This window comes from Gordonia malaquae, assembly GCF_037148075.1.
Lineage (GTDB): Bacteria > Actinomycetota > Actinomycetes > Mycobacteriales > Mycobacteriaceae > Gordonia > Gordonia malaquae.
In genome coordinates this window covers 112,346-129,519 of the sequence record NZ_JBBCUB010000004.1, presented here as the reverse complement: position 1 = coordinate 129,519, position 17,174 = coordinate 112,346, and the positions used below count along the sequence as shown (strand labels likewise).

At 67.5% G+C, this 17,174-nt stretch carries 9 protein-coding genes and 1 riboswitch; of the genes, 5 read left to right on the top strand and 4 right to left on the bottom strand.

Annotation, left to right across the window (positions count from 1 at the left end):
- Window positions 1-3 precede the first annotated feature (3 nt).
- Genes prpD through WFK36_RS15025 form a run of 4 tightly spaced genes read left to right on the top strand, consistent with a single transcriptional unit; the run spans window position 4 to window position 7,004 of the window.
- Window positions 4-1,506 (top strand): 2-methylcitrate dehydratase PrpD, encoded by a 1,503-nt coding sequence (prpD, locus tag WFK36_RS15040; protein ID WP_336792654.1) that lies wholly within the window; start codon window positions 4-6, stop codon window positions 1,504-1,506.
- Window positions 1,506-2,432 carry a methylisocitrate lyase gene (gene prpB, locus WFK36_RS15035; RefSeq protein ID WP_336792653.1) on the top strand — a complete coding sequence of 309 codons (927 nt, stop codon included), beginning with the start codon at window positions 1,506-1,508 and terminating at the stop codon, window positions 2,430-2,432. The genes prpD and prpB overlap by 1 nt, the downstream gene beginning before the upstream one ends.
- Entirely contained in the window at window positions 2,429-3,568 is a 1,140-nt protein-coding gene (locus WFK36_RS15030; RefSeq protein WP_419717499.1) for a bifunctional 2-methylcitrate synthase/citrate synthase, read from the top strand. Before prpB ends, WFK36_RS15030 begins: the two co-directional genes overlap by 4 nt.
- 46 nt (window positions 3,569-3,614) lie before the next feature.
- The gene (locus WFK36_RS15025) at window positions 3,615-7,004 is read left to right on the top strand and encodes a pyruvate carboxylase (protein WP_336792652.1); all 3,390 of its coding nucleotides are present in this window, start codon (window positions 3,615-3,617) and stop codon (window positions 7,002-7,004) included.
- A 97-nt stretch (window positions 7,005-7,101) separates the two neighbouring features.
- Here the strand turns inward: WFK36_RS15025 and metE are convergent, their stop codons facing one another.
- Entirely contained in the window at window positions 7,102-9,420 is a 2,319-nt protein-coding gene (metE, locus tag WFK36_RS15020; protein ID WP_336792651.1) for a 5-methyltetrahydropteroyltriglutamate--homocysteine S-methyltransferase, read from the bottom strand.
- A gap of 137 nt (window positions 9,421-9,557) precedes the next feature.
- A riboswitch (cobalamin riboswitch) is annotated at window positions 9,558-9,753 on the bottom strand.
- 136 nt (window positions 9,754-9,889) lie between these two features.
- The gene (ykgO, locus tag WFK36_RS15015) at window positions 9,890-10,012 is read right to left on the bottom strand and encodes a type B 50S ribosomal protein L36 (protein WP_040520188.1); all 123 of its coding nucleotides are present in this window, start codon (window positions 10,010-10,012) and stop codon (window positions 9,890-9,892) included.
- 115 nt (window positions 10,013-10,127) lie between these two features.
- Between ykgO and WFK36_RS15010 the strand changes: the two genes are divergently transcribed.
- Window positions 10,128-11,051: a mechanosensitive ion channel family protein gene (locus WFK36_RS15010; protein ID WP_336792650.1), complete on the top strand. Its 924-nt coding sequence runs from the start codon at window positions 10,128-10,130 to the stop codon at window positions 11,049-11,051.
- A gap of 61 nt (window positions 11,052-11,112) precedes the next feature.
- Here the strand turns inward: WFK36_RS15010 and WFK36_RS15005 are convergent, their stop codons facing one another.
- Window positions 11,113-16,572: an ATP-binding protein gene (locus tag WFK36_RS15005; protein ID WP_336792648.1), complete on the bottom strand. Its 5,460-nt coding sequence runs from the start codon at window positions 16,570-16,572 to the stop codon at window positions 11,113-11,115.
- 196 nt (window positions 16,573-16,768) lie between these two features.
- Entirely contained in the window at window positions 16,769-17,116 is a 348-nt protein-coding gene (locus tag WFK36_RS15000) for a GNAT family N-acetyltransferase (protein ID WP_008379816.1), read from the bottom strand.
- Window positions 17,117-17,174: the final 58 nt, after the last annotated feature.

Here is a 17,174-nt window from a genome sequence, read left to right as displayed (position 1 = left end):
AACATGATCAATCACGAAGTTCGCACCCGACGCAGCGCCGAAGACTTTCCCATCGAAGAGCACCTTGCGTACAAGATCGCTCAGGTCGCGGCAGACCCCGTCGATGTACCTGCAGACACGGCGGAGATGATCGTCAACCGCATCATCGACAACGCGGCGGTGAGTGCCGCGTCGGTGGCTCGCCGGCCGGTCACGAGCGCCCGTCGCCAGGCGCTCGCCCGCCCGCTCGCCGGGGGTTCGACCGTGTTCGGTGTGGACGGTGAGTTCGCGCCTGAGTGGGCGGCCTGGGCGAATGGTGTGGCGGTGCGAGAGCTCGACTTCCACGACACGTTCCTGGCCGCTGAGTACTCGCATCCGGGCGACAACATCCCGCCGCTCGTCGCCGTCGCACAGCGGACCGGCGCCTCGGGAGCCGACCTCATCCGCGGGCTCGCGACCGCGTACGAGGTCCAGATCGATCTCGTCCGCGGAATGTGCCTGCACGAGCACAAGATCGACCACGTTGCCCACCTCGGGCCGTCGGCCGCCGCGGGCATCGGCACCATGCTCGGACTCGACGTCGACACCATCTATCAGGCCGTCGGGCAGGCTCTGCACCTGACGACCGCCACTCGCCAGTCGCGGAAGGGCGCGATCTCCAGTTGGAAGGCGTACGCACCGGCGCACGCAGGCAAGATCGCCGTCGAGGCGGTCGACCGCGCGATGCGCGGAGAGGGCGCGCCGTCGCCGATCTGGGAGGGCGAGGACGGCGTGATCGCGTGGCTGCTGGGCGGTCCGGACGCCTCGTACACGATCCCGCTGCCCGCCGCGGGCGAGGGCAAGCGCGCGATCCTCGACAGCTACACCAAGGAGCACTCGGCCGAGTACCAGAGCCAGGCGCCGATCGACCTGGCTCGACGGATGCGTGACCGCATCGGTGACCTGGACCAGATCGCCTCGATCGTGCTGCACACCAGCCACCACACGCATTACGTGATCGGCACCGGCTCGAACGATCCGCAGAAGTTCGATCCGACAGCCAGCCGCGAGACGCTCGATCACTCGGTCATGTACATCTTCGCTGTCGCACTGCAGGACGGCGACTGGGACCACGAACGCTCCTACGCGCCCGAGCGCGCCGCCCGCCCCGACACCGTTGAGCTCTGGCAGAAGATCTCCACAGTCGAGGACCCCGAGTGGACGCGCCGTTACCATTCGGCCGATCCGAATGAGAAGGCGTTCGGTGCACGGGCGGTGGTGACTCTCAAGAGCGGCGAGGTGATCGAGGACGAACTCGCTGTGGCCGATGCTCATCCGCTCGGCGCCCGGCCGTTCGCCCGCGAGCAGTACCTCGCCAAGTTCGCCCGCATGGCGGACGGGGTGGTCGAGCCCGCCGAACAGGCTCGATTCGTCGATGCCGCCACCACGGTGGCTGAGGCCGCGGCAGGCGACCTCGCCGGCCTGAACGTCCGAGTTCTCGACAGTGTGCTCGACTCGGCCGCCGCGACCGGCGAGGGAATCCTCTGATGAGCGACGCGACGGGCCTGTTCACGTCGAGGAACACCGACGCCGAGAAGCGTGCGAGTCTTCGCTCGGCACTCGACTCCGGCGAGCTGCAGCGTTGGCCCGGCGCCTTCAGCCCACTGGTTGCGAAGATCGTCGCCGAGGCGGGTTTCGAAGGCGTGTACGTCTCGGGGGCCGCGCTGTCCGCGGATCTCGGACTGCCCGACATCGGGCTGACGACACTGAGCGAAGTCGCGGCACGAGGCAGTGCCATCGCGCGCTCCACCGAACTGCCGACCCTCATCGACGCGGACACCGGCTTCGGTGAGCCGATGAGCGCCGCGCGGACAGTCTCTGTACTCGAGGACGCGGGTCTGGCCGGTTGTCATCTCGAAGACCAGGTGAACCCGAAACGCTGCGGCCATCTCGACGGCAAAGAGGTCGTCCCCGCCGACGAGATGATCCGCCGGATCGCCGCGGCCGTCGGAGCGCGCCGCGACCCGAACTTCATCGTCTGCGCGCGGACCGATGCTCGCGGAGTGGAGGGGCTCGACGCCGCGATCGAGCGAGCCAAGGCCTACGTCGACGCCGGAGCCGACCTGATCTTCACCGAGGCGCTCGCCGACGCGAGCGAGTTCGCTGCCTTCCGTGCTGCGGTCGACGCACCGCTGCTCGCGAACATGACTGAGTTCGGAAAGTCGAAGCTGTTGACCACCGACCGCCTGCGCAACCTCGGCTACAACGCGGTGATCTATCCGGTCACCACCCTCCGGCTCGCGATGGGTGCAGTCGAAGCGGGTCTCGCCGCGATCGCTGAGGAGGGTACGCAGGCGGCGCTGCTCGACAAGATGCAGCACCGATCTCGGCTCTACGACTTCTTGCGCTACTCCGACTACAACGCGTTCGACACCAACCTCTTCACCTATTCGACCCCAGGGGAGCGATCATGAGCACCACCAGCAGTGCCGCAGAGAGCACGCCGACCATCTACAAGGGCTTGGCAGGCGTCGTCGTAGACACGACGGCGGTGTCGAAAGTTGTGCCCGAGACCAACTCGCTGACCTACCGGGGCTATGCGGTGCAGGATCTGGCCGCGAACTGTTCGTTCGAGCAGGTCGCGTACCTGCTCTGGTACGGCGAACTTCCCACCGATCTACAGTTGGCGCAGTTCGTGCAGCGCGAGAGAGCGGCCCGTCGACTGGACCGGTCCGCCCAGGCGGTGCTCGCTCGCACACCGGACACCTGCCATCCGATGGACGTAGTCCGGACGATGATCAGTTACCTCGGCACCGAGGATCCGGATGAGGACGCGACCGGCGCGGACGCCCTGATGGAGAAGGCGCAGCGCATGTATGCGATTCTCCCGACGATCGTCGCCGCCGACATGCGACGACGCCGCGGTCTGGATCCGATCGCACCGCACCACGGGCTCGGATACGCCGAGAACTTCCTGAACATGTGCTTCGGCGAGGTGCCCGACCCGGTGATCGTGCGTGCGTTCGAGAAGTCGATGGTGCTGTACGCGGAGCACAGCTTCAACGCGTCGACGTTCGCCGCGCGCGTCGTCACGTCGACAGGTTCGGACATGTACAGCGCCGTCACTGCGGCCATCGGCGCCCTCAAGGGATCGCTGCACGGCGGCGCCAACGAGGCCGTCATGTACGACATGATCGACATCGACCGTCCCGAACGCGCCGCCGACTGGCTCAACGCCAAGCTCGACGCCAAGGAGAAGGTGATGGGTTTCGGTCACCGCGTCTACAAGAACGGCGACTCGCGCGTCCCGACGATGTACGACGCGCTCGTCGAGGTGTCCGATCATCTCGACGACCACAAGTGGCTCGGCATCTATCGGGAACTCGAACAGGTGATGGTCGGCCGCACCGGCATCCGGCCCAATCTCGACTTCCCGACAGGCCCGGCCTACCACCTGATGGGCTTCGACATCGGTGCGTTCACGCCGATCTTCGTCATGAGCCGCATCACCGGGTGGACCGCTCACATCATGGAGCAGGCCGCGTCCAACGCCCTGATCAGGCCGCTGTCCGCCTACTCGGGACCGCAACAGCGCCCGCTTCCCGCCTGAGAGCGGCGTCCAGCCCACCTGCTCGAGAGAGGCAGCGAAGAGTTTCATGTTCGACAAGATCCTGGTGGCGAACCGCGGTGAGATCGCGGTCCGCGCCTTCCGAGCGGCGTACGAACTCGGTGCGAGCACCGTCGCCGTTTACCCCGCCGAGGACAGGCACTGCATCCACCGCGGCAAAGCCGACGAGGCGTATCAGATCGGCGAGCCCGGCCATCCGGTGCAGGCGTATCTGAACGTCGAGGAGATCGTGCGGGTGGCGCGCGAATGCGGCGCCGACGCGGTGTACCCCGGCTACGGGTTCATCTCCGAGAACCCGGACCTCGCGGCGGCATGTGCACGGGAGGGCATCACGTTCGTCGGTCCCAGCGCCGATGTCCTGCACCTCACCGGCGACAAGCAGCAGGCGGTGACCGCGGCCCGCGCGGCGGGACTGCCGGTCCTGGCCGGATCCGCACCGTCGTCGAATGTCGACGACCTGCTCGCCGCTGCCACCGACATGACCTTCCCGGTGTTCGTGAAGGCCGTCGCGGGTGGTGGTGGTCGTGGCATGCGTCGGGTCGGCGAGATCGCAGAGCTCGCCGAGGCTATCGGGGCGGCGTCGCGTGAGGCGGCCGCCGCGTTCGGAAATCCGACGGTGTTCCTCGAACAGGCGGTCGTGAATCCTCGCCACATCGAGGTGCAGATCCTGGCCGACTCGTACGGTGACGTCGTCCATCTATACGAACGGGACTGCAGTCTGCAGCGCCGACATCAGAAGGTCGTCGAGATCGCGCCGGCGCCGAACCTCGAACCGGCGCTGCGTGAGCGGATCTGCGCGGACGCCGTCGCGTTCGCGCGCCAGATCGGCTACTCGTGTGCGGGCACCGTCGAGTTCCTCGTCGACGAACGCGGTCAGCACTTCTTCATCGAGATGAATCCGCGCATCCAAGTGGAGCACACGGTCACCGAGGAGATCACCGACGTCGACCTCGTCGCCGCGCAGTTGCGGGTGGCGGCGGGAGCGTCCCTCGCCGACCTGGGTCTGCGCCAGGACACGATCGCGATCCGCGGTGCCGCACTGCAGTGTCGCATCACCACTGAGGACCCGGCGGCGGGCTTCCGCCCGGCGACCGGGAAGGTCACCGCGTACCGTGCACCGGGCGGCGCGGGCGTCCGGCTCGACGGCGCCGCGGCCCTCGGCAGCGAGGTGACCGGACACTTCGATTCGATGTTGGTGAAGCTGACCTGTCGCGGCGCGGACTTCGACACCGCGGTCCGACGAGAACGTCGTGCGCTCGCCGAGTTCCGGATCCGCGGCGTCACCACGAACATCAGTTTCCTGCAGGCGGTGCTCGACGACCCGGACTTCCGTGCGGGCCGGATCACGACGGCGTTCATCGAGGACCGGCCCGACCTGCTCACCGCGCGCGTCGACGACGACAAGGGCACCAAGCTGCTGTCGTATCTGGCGGATGTGACAGTTCACAAGCCGTACGGCGAACTGCCGACGCCCGTCCACCCGCACACCAAGCTGCCCGCGCTCGACCGGTCGGTCCTCGCATCACCGCCTGCCGGTTCCAAACAGCGGCTCGACGGGCTGGGCCCCGCCGGATTCGCACACGCGCTCCGCGAGCAGAAGGCCCTGGCCGTCACCGACACCACGTTCCGCGACGCTCACCAGTCTCTGTTGGCGACACGCGTCCGGACCAGCGGACTGTCGGTGGCCGGGCCGTACGTCGCGGCGACGACACCGGAGCTGCTGTCGGTGGAATGCTGGGGAGGCGCCACCTACGACGTGGCCCTGCGATTCCTGAAAGAGGACCCGTGGGATCGGCTGGCGCGCCTGCGGGAGGCGATACCCAACATCTGCCTGCAGATGCTGCTGCGCGGCAAGAACACCGTCGGCTACACCCCGTACCCCACGGATGTGACAACGGCGTTCGTGCGTGAGGCCGCCGATACCGGCATCGACATCTTCCGCATCTTCGACGCCCTGAACAGCGTCGACGCGATGCGTCCGGCGATCGACGCGGTCCTGGAGACCGGCACCACGGTGGCCGAGGTGGCGATGAGTTACACCGGAGACCTCGCGAACCCCGCCGAGGACGTCTACACCCTCGACTACTACCTGCGGTTGGCGGAGCACATCGTCGACGCCGGCGCGCACGTGCTCGCGATCAAGGACATGGCCGGTCTGCTCCGTCCGGCCGCGGCTCGCACCCTGGTGTCGGCGCTGCGATCGAACTTCGATCTGCCGATCCACCTGCACACCCACGACACGCCTGGCGGCCAGTTGGCGACGTATCTCGCGGCGTGGGAAGCCGGTGCTGATGCAGTCGACGGTGCGAGTGCCGCATTGGCGGGGACGACGAGTCAGCCGTCGCTGTCGGCGATCGTGGCGGCGGCCGCGCACACCGAGTACGACACGGGACTCGACCTTGGTGCGGTGTGCTCGATGGAGCCGTACTGGGAGGCGGTCCGTCGCGAGTATGCGCCGTTCGAGTCGGGCATCCCGGCGCCGACGGGCCGGGTGTACACGCACGAGATCCCGGGCGGGCAGCTGTCGAACCTGCGACAGCAGGCGACGTCGATCGGTGTCGGCAACCGCTTCGAAGCTGTCGAGAACGCCTATGCGGCGGCCAACGATCTGCTGTTGCGTCCGGTGAAGGTGACACCGTCGTCGAAGGTGGTCGGCGATCTGGCGATCGCATTCGTCGCACAGGGTGTGACCGCAGAGCAGTTCGCGGCCAACCCGGCGGCGTACGACATCCCCGACTCGGTGATCGGCTTCCTCAACGGGGAACTGGGGGAGCCGGCCGCCGGTTGGCCCGAGCCGCTGCGATCGCTGGTCCTCGCAGGCCGCGAACGCCGCAGTGTCGTGACCGAACTGACAGTGGACGATCTCGATGCGCTGAACACGGGCGGAACCGTCCGCAGGCAGGCGCTGAACCGCTTGCTGTTCGCCGGCCCTACGGCCGACTACCTCGACCACCTGGTGAAGTTCGGCGACACGTCCAAGCTTCCGGCGCACCAGTTCTTCTTCGGGCTGCAGCCCGGTCTGGAGCATCGGGTGAAGTTGCGCCCGGGCGTCGACCTGCTGATCTCGCTGGAAGCGATCAGCGAGCCCGATGACACCGGCGTCCGTACCGTGCTGCTTACCGTCAACGGCCACCTGCGGTCGGTGTTCGTCCGGGACCGCGGTGTGGACGCGGTCGTCGCGGCCGCCGAACAGGCGGATAAGAACAATCCGAGCCATGTCGGCGCACCGTTCGCCGGTGTCGTGTCGGTGACGGTGGGCGTGGGGGACACGGTCGCCGCGGGGGCGGTCGTCGCGACGATCGAGGCGATGAAGATGGAGGCGTCTATCACGAGTCCGACGGCGGGAACCGTTCGGCGAGTCGTGTTCACCACCGCAACCGAGGTGTCGCCAGGCGACCTCCTGGTGGAACTCGGCTGAACTCCGTCCGCCGCGGTCCGGCTCACCAACGGACCGCGGCAGACGACGACTGTGGCCCGCGAGAATTCTCGCGGGCCACAGTCGTCGTGTGGGCCGGTCAGCGCACGGCGGCCGCGGCCTGAACCATGTTGGTCAGCGCTTCGGTCACCTCGGCCGTGGTGCGAGTCTTGAGCCCACAGTCGGGATTCACCCAGAGACGGTCGGCCGGGACCGCGTCCAACGCCTCCCGCAGGGAAGCGGTGATCTCTTCGACTCCGGGCACGCGCGGTGAGTGGATGTCGTAGACGCCCGGCCCCACCTGCGTCGCGAAGCCGATCGCGTTGAGGTCGGCGAGCACCTCCATGTGCGAGCGGGCAGCCTCGATGGAGGTGACGTCGGCGTCCAACCCGGCGATCGCGCCGATGACTTCCCCGAACTCCGAGTAGCACAGGTGCGTGTGGATCTGCGTCGCATCGGTCACGCCCCCCGTCGAGAGACGGAACGACGTGACCGCCCAGTCGAGGTACGCCTCGCGGTCGGCGGCACGCAGCGGCAGCAGTTCGCGGAGGGCCGGTTCGTCGACCTGAATGATCGCCGCACCCGAGCGTTCGAGATCGACGGTCTCATCGCGGATGGCGAGCGCCACCTGGTTCGCCGAATCGGCGAGCGGCTGATCGTCGCGGACGAACGACCACGCCAGGATGGTGACCGGGCCGGTCAGCATGCCCTTGACAGGCTTGGAGGTGAGGGACTGCGCGTACGAGATCCAGTCGACGGTCATCGCGGCGGGGCGCACCACGTCGCCGAAGAGGATCGGCGGACGGACACAGCGTGAGCCGTACGACTGCACCCAGCCGTTCGCGGTGGCGAAGAACCCGTCGAGTTGCTCGGCGAAGTACTGGACCATGTCGTTCCGCTCGGGCTCGCCGTGCACGAGCACATCGAGTCCGATCCGCTCCTGCAGTGCGATGACATCGGCGATCTCGGCGCGCATGCGCTCGATGTAGCCGGCCTCGTCGATCGCACCGGTGCGCAACGCCTGACGCGCCTTGCGGATGTCAGTGGTCTGCGGATACGAGCCGATCGTGGTGGTCGCGAGAGTCGGCAGGCCGAGCGCGGCGTCTTGGATCACGCGGCGATCGGCGGCGGCCGTACGGGTCGAGTCGGCGCTTGTCAGAGCAGCCAGGCGGGCGCGGACGGAGTCCACGTGCAGACGCGGATCATCGGATCGGGACGCCAGCGCCGCACGTGCGGCGTCGAACTCGGCCGCCTGGTATGCCCGGCCGTGCGCGTAGGCGCGCCCCAATGCGGTGACCTCGCCGACCTTCTCCTCGGCGAACGCCAGCCAGCCGTGCAGCGCCGGGTCGAGACCGTCCTCGCCGCGGAGAGTGTAGGGGACGTGCAGCGTGGAACAGGACGTGGACACCGCGAGCGTCCCGACGACTCCGCGGATCGACTCGAGGCGGCTCAGAGCCGCGTCGAGGTCGGTACGCCACACGTTGCGGCCGTCGACCACACCCGCGACGACGTGCTTGTCGCCGAGACCCGCGGCCAGCACGGTCTCGACCGACCCGCTCACCAGATCGACGCCGACACCTTCGACACCGGTCCGCGCCAATGCGGCCAGGGCGTCGCCCGCATCGCCGAAGTACGTCTGCACGAGGATCGACGGGCGATCCGTCGCCGCGGCCAGTGTGCCGTAGACGCGTTCGGCCAGTTCAGCGAGACCCTCGTGGGAGTCGGTCACCAGGATCGGCTCGTCGATCTGCACCCAGGACGCACCCGCGGCAGCCAAACGCTCGAGCAGGTCGACATACAGCGGGATCAACTCGTCGATGCGCGCCAACGGGTTCGCATCGTCCGCCGTCGTGGGCTTGGACAGCCCGAGGAACGTGATCGGCCCGATCACCACCGGCCGGGCAGGGACGCCTTGCGCCCGGGCTTCAGCCAGTTCGGAGAGGATCTTGGTCGGATCGAGGGTGAACGTGACGTCGGCGCCGATCTCCGGCACCAGGTAGTGGTAATTCGTGTCGAACCACTTCGTCATCTCCAGCGGCGCCACGCCGTGTGAACAAGGCCCGCTCGCTTCGCTCCCGGCGCCGTCTGAACCGCGCGCGGCCGCGAAGTACGCCTCGAGCGGGTCGTCGATCGATGTGACACGTGTCGGAAGCGCTCCGAGGAGTACAGCGGTGTCGAGGATCTGGTCGTAGTACGAGAACGTGTTGACCGGGATCGAGTCGAGTCCGGCGGTCAAGAGTTGGCGCCATCCGTCGCGGCGGAGTACGGCGGCGACCGATTCGAGGGCGGCACGGTCGGATCGACCGGCCCAGTAGGCTTCGATTGCGCGCTTGAGCTCGCGATTCGCGCCGATCCGGGCCGTGCCCGGCACGGTCGCGGTGAAGGGTGATGTTGTCGGATGTGTCGTGTCGAGGGACATGACTGTTGTATCTCCTGCATGCGGTGCGGACGGCCGTCGCCCTGCGGGAGATGTCACGAATGGACGGTCCGTCGAACGACGACCGTGCACTCGGTGTCATCGCCCAATCCACGAGGCGGACAGCCACCGGGCGCGGCGCGCCCAGTACAACCGGCAGGTCTTCGGGCTCGTCGGCGGGCGCGTGGGCGCACCTACTGGCCGTCGCTTCCCAGACCCGGATGTTCACGGGTCCAGTGCGTGTGACGGCGGTCGTTCCGACATACCGCTGCGGGACAGCTCCGGTTTCTCACCGGATTCCCTCTTCGTGACGACGCCGGGGCGGCACCACGTCGACGCTCGACGGCGACACAGGGGCTCCATGGTGAGCGCTGCCGAGCGAACCGATTGCGGCCACAGTCTATCGACGTGCAATCGCGAATCCATCATCGAAGGATGACGTGGGTTTAACCCTGGCGTCATGGACGAAAGGTCATCCTTGGCGTGCCTTGAACCTGGGATTCAGCTTGTTGATGACGTACACGCGTCCGTGTCGCTTCACCACCTGTGCGCCGGGTTGGTTCTTCAGTGACCGCAGCGATGATCGGACCTTCATGGTTCCTCCTCTATAATGAAAATGACAATCATTACTATCACACGGAGCGTCGCCGCTGTGCTCCTCGTACCCAGGGAGGATGTCGAGATGCGACATCGTCCGTACGGTCGGGACCATGTCTACTCACGTGATCGCATTCGAATGGACAGAGGCGAACCGCGCAGGGTTGATCGAGACGCCGGTCCGGATCGCCTGCTACGTCGTCGCCGCGCTGGTGATCAGGTGGCTGCTCTTCCGGGTGATCGATCGAGCCACACGGCCCAGATCGCGCACCACGCCTGACGAGCGTTCGGGGATGATCAAGGCCCTGCGGGACAAGACCAACAGAACCGCGCCCAGAGTGGTCACCCGACGGGCGCAGCGCGCCAAGACGATCGGGTCGGTGCTGAAGTCGACGGTCTCGGTGGTCGTGGTGGTGTGGTTGGCGCTCTCGATCCTGTCGGAGCTCGATGTGAACATCGCCCCGTTCATCGCGTCGGCGGGGATCATCGGACTCGCCATCGGTTTCGGCGCCCAGCACCTCGTCGCCGACTTCGTGTCGGGAGTGTTCATGATGATGGAGGATCAGTACGGGGTGGGCGACATCGCGGACTTCGGCGACGTCGTCGGTGAGATCGAATCGGTCGGGTTGCGGATCACCACCGTCCGGGACATGGATGGAACCCTCTGGTACATCCGCAACGGTGAGATCGAACGTGTCGGAAACATGAGCCAGGACTTCGCCGTCGCCCGTGTGGAGGTGCCGGTCGCGACCGACGTCGACCTCGATCGTGCACAAGACGTGGCGCTTGCGGCGGCCGTCGACGCCGCGGCCGAAGGGGCGGTCGTGAAGAACGTCCGCGGGGAGCCGGAGATGCTCGGCGTTCAGGAGGTCACCCCGTCCCACGCCGAGCTGCGGCTCACCGTCAAGACCGAACCCGGAGCGCAGTGGTCGGTGCAGCGTCATCTGCGCAGCAGGATCCTGCGCGCATTCGACACCGAGGGGATACGACTCCCGTTGCAGCCGTGGGGCGCACCAGGGGCGTCCGCACAGGCCTGACAGGCGGCGAGCGGCCCTCCACCGGTCAGTGGAGGGCCGCTCGGGTCTGCAGTGCTCCGGACTACTTCGTGATTGCGCCGATCAGCTTCGGACGCAACTCCGCTGCAGCGATCACCTCGTCGACTGAACCGACCCGGACTGCGCGGTTGATGTCGTGGACGGCGTCGAACTCCGCCGCCAGCTCGGAGATCTTCTCGGCCCGCACCGAGGTGCGGAGCTCGTCGAGTTCGGCGGCCAGGGTCGCGCGGTCGGCGCCCGTCGCCTCGGTGACACGTTCTGCGAGGGCCTCGACGCGAGGATCGTTCGCGGTGCGTACACCCACCTCTCCGGAGAACACGACCGCCGCAGCGGGCGCGCCGCCGAGCACCGACGCGAACGAACCGTCGACGGCCAGAACAGTCATGTTCGGGTTCAGCGCCTTGGAGAACACGACGAACGCACCGCCGTGATAGCGCGAGATCACGCAGAAGGCGATCGGGCCGTCGAAGTTGATGATCGCGCGGCCGATCTCGGCGCCGTACTCGAGCTGGAGCTTGCGCAGCGACTCGGGCGAGCCGTCGAAGCCCGACAGGTTCGCCAGGACGACCACCGGACGGTTGCCGCTCGCCGCGTTGATGGCCCGTGCGGCCTTCTTCGACGACTGCGGGAACAGGGTGCCTGCGCTGAACGTGTCCGGGCCGTCGGTCGGGAGGAAACCCCTGCGGTTGATCGGCGTCGACTCGATGCCGATCAGTGTCACCGCGTGACCGCCCAGATGAGTGTCCTGCACAACGACGGTCTCGGCGTCGGCCATGCCCGCCCACCGTTCGAGCGCCGGCATGTCCTGGTCGACGACCGCGCGCATGACGGATCGGATGTCGAACGGCTTCTTACGGTCCGGGTTCGCGGTCGCGGAGAAGATCTCGCCGACCGTCGCGAAGTCGCTGCCCTCGAGCTCGTGCGGGAAGTCGGAGATGTCCCGGTCGATCGGGTCTGAGCTCGTCGCACCGCGCGGTCCGGCCTCACCTGGCGCGACGTAGGTGTGGTCGTAGTGGCTCATGACGATCTCGATGGCAGCGGCCGTGTTGGGCGCCCAGTACTGGGCTTCGCCGTTCGGCCCCATGATGCGGTCGTATCCGCCGAGTCCGAAGTTGTCCTCCGCCGACACGCCGCCGGAGAAGTCGAGTGCCTGCTTGCCGGTCAACACCATCGACGAGTCGGGTGTCATCACCAGGATGCCCTTGGTGTGCATGAGCATCGTCGCTTCGGCGTTCCAGTAGGCCTGACCGCCGACGTTGATGCCGCTGACGACGATGTTGATCTCGCCGCCGTCCTGCGTGAACTCGACGATCCGCTTGAGTGCGGCCGCCACCCAGTCGAGATTCTCCGTGCCCGAGTCCATCTTGACTGCGGCGCCGGAGGAGATCGCGTACCACTCGACGGGAAGCTGCTGCTCCTCGGCGAGATCGAGGGCTGCGATGTAGCGGCGGCACTCCGGTTCGGTGAGGGCGCCGAGCGCCTTCGTCGGATCGCCGAGCATGACGACACGACGAACCCCTTCCGGGTACTTCGTCGTCGGCGTGCTGACTGTTCCGACGACGACTGCCGCGGTGTTGCGGCCCTTCGCGCGATCGACCGGCTCGAGTGCACCGTCGTCGTTCAGGTCGTACTCGGTGAAGTCGCCGAGCTGTTCGACGAGCTCGTACGGGTAGGCGGTGCCGCGGCTGGTGGCCTTGAGGACCTTCTGGCGGTACGCATCGATCGGTTCGACGGGATCGTTGCTCGGGTCGCCGACGGTGACCAGCGGGCGGCCGTTGTCGTCGAACGTCACGTGGATTGCGACCTTCGTCAGCTCACGCGTGTCTCGATCGCGCTGCCGGGCGATCAGCAGCACCTCTTCCAGGCCTGCACCGTCCACGGACTGCGTGCGGACGGTGTGCGCGACGATCTTTCGGACTTGCTCGCGCGACACGTCCAACGGCGGCCAGATGTACATGACGATGCGGTTGGTGTTGAACCGCTTGCCGCGCGGACGCTGGGCCTGCGCCGAGCGGATGGTGTCCACACACGTGGCGAAGGTGGTCTCCGCAGTCGGCAGGGTCAGCAGTCCGTCGTCGTCGGTCACCGCGGTCAGGTCGCGGATCTGAGCGAACGCGATGAGCCGGTCGTCGGCCGGGTTGGCCTTGGCCACAGCGCGGAACAGGTACACCTCTTCGTCGTCCGACGACGACATGCGGGTCAGATCGAACTTGCGGAGACGTTCCATCTGCATGCGCCGTGCGATGTGGGGGTGGAGGCCGCGGATGAGGCGGTCCTCGGCGAGGCCGGTCGCCGCCGGGCGGAACGTGAAGTGATGGTGCATGGTGTCGCCGCCTGAGCCTGCGACAGTCGCGGTGATGCGGCGAACCCGCTCGGGCAGCAACTGCGCGCTGATGACCTCGTACAGCGCGGTCGCGAGACCGTCGAAGTCGTCGGGCTGGTTCTCCCAGCGGACGTACACGTCGGCGTCCACCGACGGAGTCTGCGCCGACAGGTCGGCGAGGCCCGCGAGTGCGGTCGGCAGGTTCTCGAAGCTCGTCGCGATCGATGCGAGCGCCGATCCGTCACGTTCGGCGACGACGAAGGTGCAACCTCCGTCACGGTGCGAACGCACGTCGGTGAGGCCCTTGTTGCCGTAGTAGCGCCGCGTGAGGACCTCCAGCATCACCGTGTCGTCGAGGTCGTCGTGCTCCAGACGCTCGGACAGGATGCTGACCAGCGGAACGGTGCTGCGGACCATCTCCGAGATGCGCTCTGCCCGGTCGGATGCGGCCGGATTCGCGTCGAGATGTGCAAGGTCGGCGCGAACCTTCGCGTACACGTTCTCGCGGTCGCGAAGCAGACGCGGCTGTCCGTACCAGGTGAACAGGACGCCGCGTGCCAGGTCGGCGACGGCGGGGAACCGCGCCTGCGTGGCGTCGACGAGACGTTCGAGGGCACGGCCGGCCGATTCGACGTTGCCGTCGGCCGACGCCGGGGCGGGTTCGGTCAGCCACTTGCGCAGCACGGTGGTGATCACCTTGACGGTGTCGGTGGGGCGCTGCATCGCGAGGAAGATGCGGAAGACCGCCTCTTCGAGATCGGGCGTGCGGTCGAGCTCGTCCACGCCGTAGTGGCCGAGCGCGTACGAGAGTCGGGTCTGGAACCGCTCGGGAACGCCTGCCACGTCGACGTCGAGGCTCTGCAGATAGGTGTGGAAGTTCTCGCGAGCGCTGTGGACACGATCCTCGCTGCCCACGGCATCCGACGGTCGGCGCTCGCTCAGTGCGGCGATGTCGGCGAACACCGAGATCAGTTCGGTCTCGCCGTCCTGCGGCACGTAGTCCGATGCGACGGCCGAGTCGCGTGCGGCCAGGTAATCCGACAGCACACGGCTGTTGTCGTCGGGGTCGACGTCGAAGCCGAGGAGCAGGCTGCGCAGATCCTCCAGACCACGGCCGAGGAGTTCGTCGGTCTCCACCAACTCGGGTGATGCGGGAAGGTCGATGACGGCGGTGCTGCCGGTGTCGGCGGCCGCGGCGTCGTCGTCCTGGAGCGGTTCGAGACGGAGCAGCGGCGCGCCGGTCTCCACCTGCGCACCGACGGACACAGCGCATTCCTTCAGCCGTGCCTTGAAGGGCGCGCGGAGCACGGTCTCCATCTTCATCGATTCGAGGACGAGGATCGGATCGCCTGCTTCGACTTCGGAGCCGACCTCGAGCGGCGTGGCGATGACGAGCGCGGGTGCGGGGGAGCGGACGACGCCGCCCTCGTCGCGGCTCACGCGGTGCGTCACACCGTCGACGTCGACGAGGTGGATCGGGCCGTGCGTGTCGGTCAGGATGCGGTACCGCACTCCGTCGACGGTGACCTGACCGGCATGCTCGTCGAAACGCTCGAGAGCGACGTCGGCCGTGCGAACGTCGTCGCCCGCCTCCACGACCACGCGGAAGCGGTGTGCGCCGATGCGCGCGACGCGGACGCGGTACGCGGCGCCGCGGAGCTTGAAGTCGAGGGGACGTCCACTCTCGTGCAGCACCTGCGGGCGCCCGCCCGCGGCGGTCACCAGGAGTCGGGTCCGCTCGGCGGTCTCCTCCTCCTCGTAGGCGTCGATGGCGGCGGCTGCGAGCGCGATCGTCGAGTGGCGGTGCGAGACCAGGCGACCCTCTTCACGCACACGGTCGATCCAGCCGGTGTCGGCGGACGCGTCGATCACTTCGGGCTGAATCAGCAGGTCGAGCACGAAGCTCTTGTTGGTGGCGCCGCCTTCGATGATGACGCCGGTTCGGCTCATCGCGCGGCGCAGGCGGCCGAGGGCCTCGTCGCGGTTCCGGCCGTACGCGATCACCTTGGCGATCATCGAGTCGAAGTCGGCCGGGATCGTGTCGCCTTCGCTGACACCGGTGTCGACGCGGATACCGGGGCCGGTGGGCAGGTCGAGGCGGGCGATGCGACCCGGGGCAGGTGCGAAGTCGCGGTCGGGGTCCTCGGCGTTGAGGCGCGCTTCGATGGCGTGGCCGCGTTCAACCGGCTTCTCGCCGTCGAGCTTGCCGCCGGACGCCACGTGCAACTGCGCGCGGACGAGGTCGAAGCTGTTGGTGAGCTCGGTGATCGGGTGCTCCACCTGGAGGCGGGTGTTGACTTCGAGGAACGCGAACAGCTTCTCGCCGGGGTGGTACAGGAACTCCACGGTTGCGGCGCCGCGGTAGCCGACAGCATTCGCCAGGCGCTCGGCGGATGCCTTCACCTCATCGGCCTGCTCGGGGGAGAGCACCGGAGACGCCGACTCCTCGATGACCTTCTGGTTGCGTCGCTGGACCGAGCAGTCGCGGACGCCGAGCGCCCACGCAGTGCCCTGACCGTCGGCGATCACCTGGACCTCGACGTGGCGTGCACCGGTCACGAGGCGTTCGAGGAAGACGACGCCGCTGCCGAACGCACGCTCGGCCTCGTCACGGGTGCGCTGGTAGGCATCGACCAGTTCGGAGTCGTCGGTCACCTTGCGGATGCCTCGGCCACCGCCGCCCGCGGTCGCCTTCAACATGAGCGGGTAACCGATGTGCGCGGCCGCGGCTTTCGCGTCTTCGAGGTTGTCGACGGGGCCGTTGCTCCACGGGGCGACCGGAACTCCGACTTCTTCGGCGATGATCTTGGCGCCGATCTTGTCGCCGAGCTTGCGCATGGCCTCGGCCGACGGGCCGATGAACGTGACGCCGACCTCGTCGCACAGTTCGGCGAAAGCCGGATCCTCGGCGACGAAGCCCCAACCGACCCACGCCGCGTCGACGCCTGTCTCGATGAGAGCGCGGCGGAGGACCGCGAGGTCGATGTACGGACGGTCTGCCGCTGCGCCGAGCTCATAGGCGATGTCGGCTTCTCGGACGTAGGTCGCGGTCCGGTCGACGTCGGTGTGGAGAGCGACCACTTCGATGTTCTGACCGGTCTCCGCGTTCAGGTCTCGTACGGCGTTGATGAGGCGCATGCCGGCCTCGCCTCGGTTCACGATCGCGATGCGGTTGAACACGCAAGGACTCCTTGAAGGTGTGGGGGATGACGCTGGGGGAGCGCACAGTACTGCGTTGATTATCCCGGTTTCAGTGTGGCGGCAACCACCATTCGGGATGTGACAAGAATCCCGTACTCGCTGGTAAGTTCCGGCAAAAGGGCTGAATTGGACGTACTGAGCGGTAGCTTTTTCGGGCCTCGTCCGTGCGAATCGCTCAGGGGGTCTGAAGCGTCAGTGCGTCGACGGTCAGACCTAGCGCGCCTGCTGCGAAACGGGTGATCGGACCGACGGCCGCATCGAGTGCGTCAGCGTGTCCGTCGCGATGGATCCCCGCCAGCACGTCGCCTCGCACGCCGATCAACGCAACGGTCTCGCCTGTGGTCGGAATGCAGACGGCCCAGACGAACCGCGTCTCGTCGGCCCAGTCGGAGTCGGTGCCCGCGATGTAAGCCGCGGCGTCGTCGATCGACAACAGTTTCAGGGCCGGAACGTCAGAGAGCCGGTCGTCGTCTCGCAGTGCGCGCAGATACCACGCGCCCGCGTTGACTTCGACCGGCTCCATAACTGTCCTAACCTACGTCGTGGGGCTCAGCCCGAGGACTTCGACCGGCTCCATGACT

Excerpts from the sequence above, each read along its gene's own strand:
- prpD (WP_336792654.1), top strand. The coding sequence starts at position 4 with ATGATCAATCACGAAGTTCGCACCCGACGCAGCGCCGAAGACTTTCCC.
- prpB (WP_336792653.1), top strand. The coding sequence starts at position 1,506 with ATGAGCGACGCGACGGGCCTGTTCACGTCGAGGAACACCGACGCCGAG.
- WFK36_RS15030 (WP_419717499.1), top strand. The coding sequence starts at position 2,429 with ATGAGCACCACCAGCAGTGCCGCAGAGAGCACGCCGACCATCTACAAG.
- WFK36_RS15025 (WP_336792652.1), top strand. The coding sequence starts at position 3,615 with ATGTTCGACAAGATCCTGGTGGCGAACCGCGGTGAGATCGCGGTCCGC.
- metE (WP_336792651.1), bottom strand. The coding sequence starts at position 9,420 with ATGTCCCTCGACACGACACATCCGACAACATCACCCTTCACCGCGACC.
- ykgO (WP_040520188.1), bottom strand. The coding sequence starts at position 10,012 with ATGAAGGTCCGATCATCGCTGCGGTCACTGAAGAACCAACCCGGCGCA.
- WFK36_RS15010 (WP_336792650.1), top strand. The coding sequence starts at position 10,128 with ATGTCTACTCACGTGATCGCATTCGAATGGACAGAGGCGAACCGCGCA.
- WFK36_RS15000 (WP_008379816.1), bottom strand. The coding sequence starts at position 17,116 with ATGGAGCCGGTCGAAGTCAACGCGGGCGCGTGGTATCTGCGCGCACTG.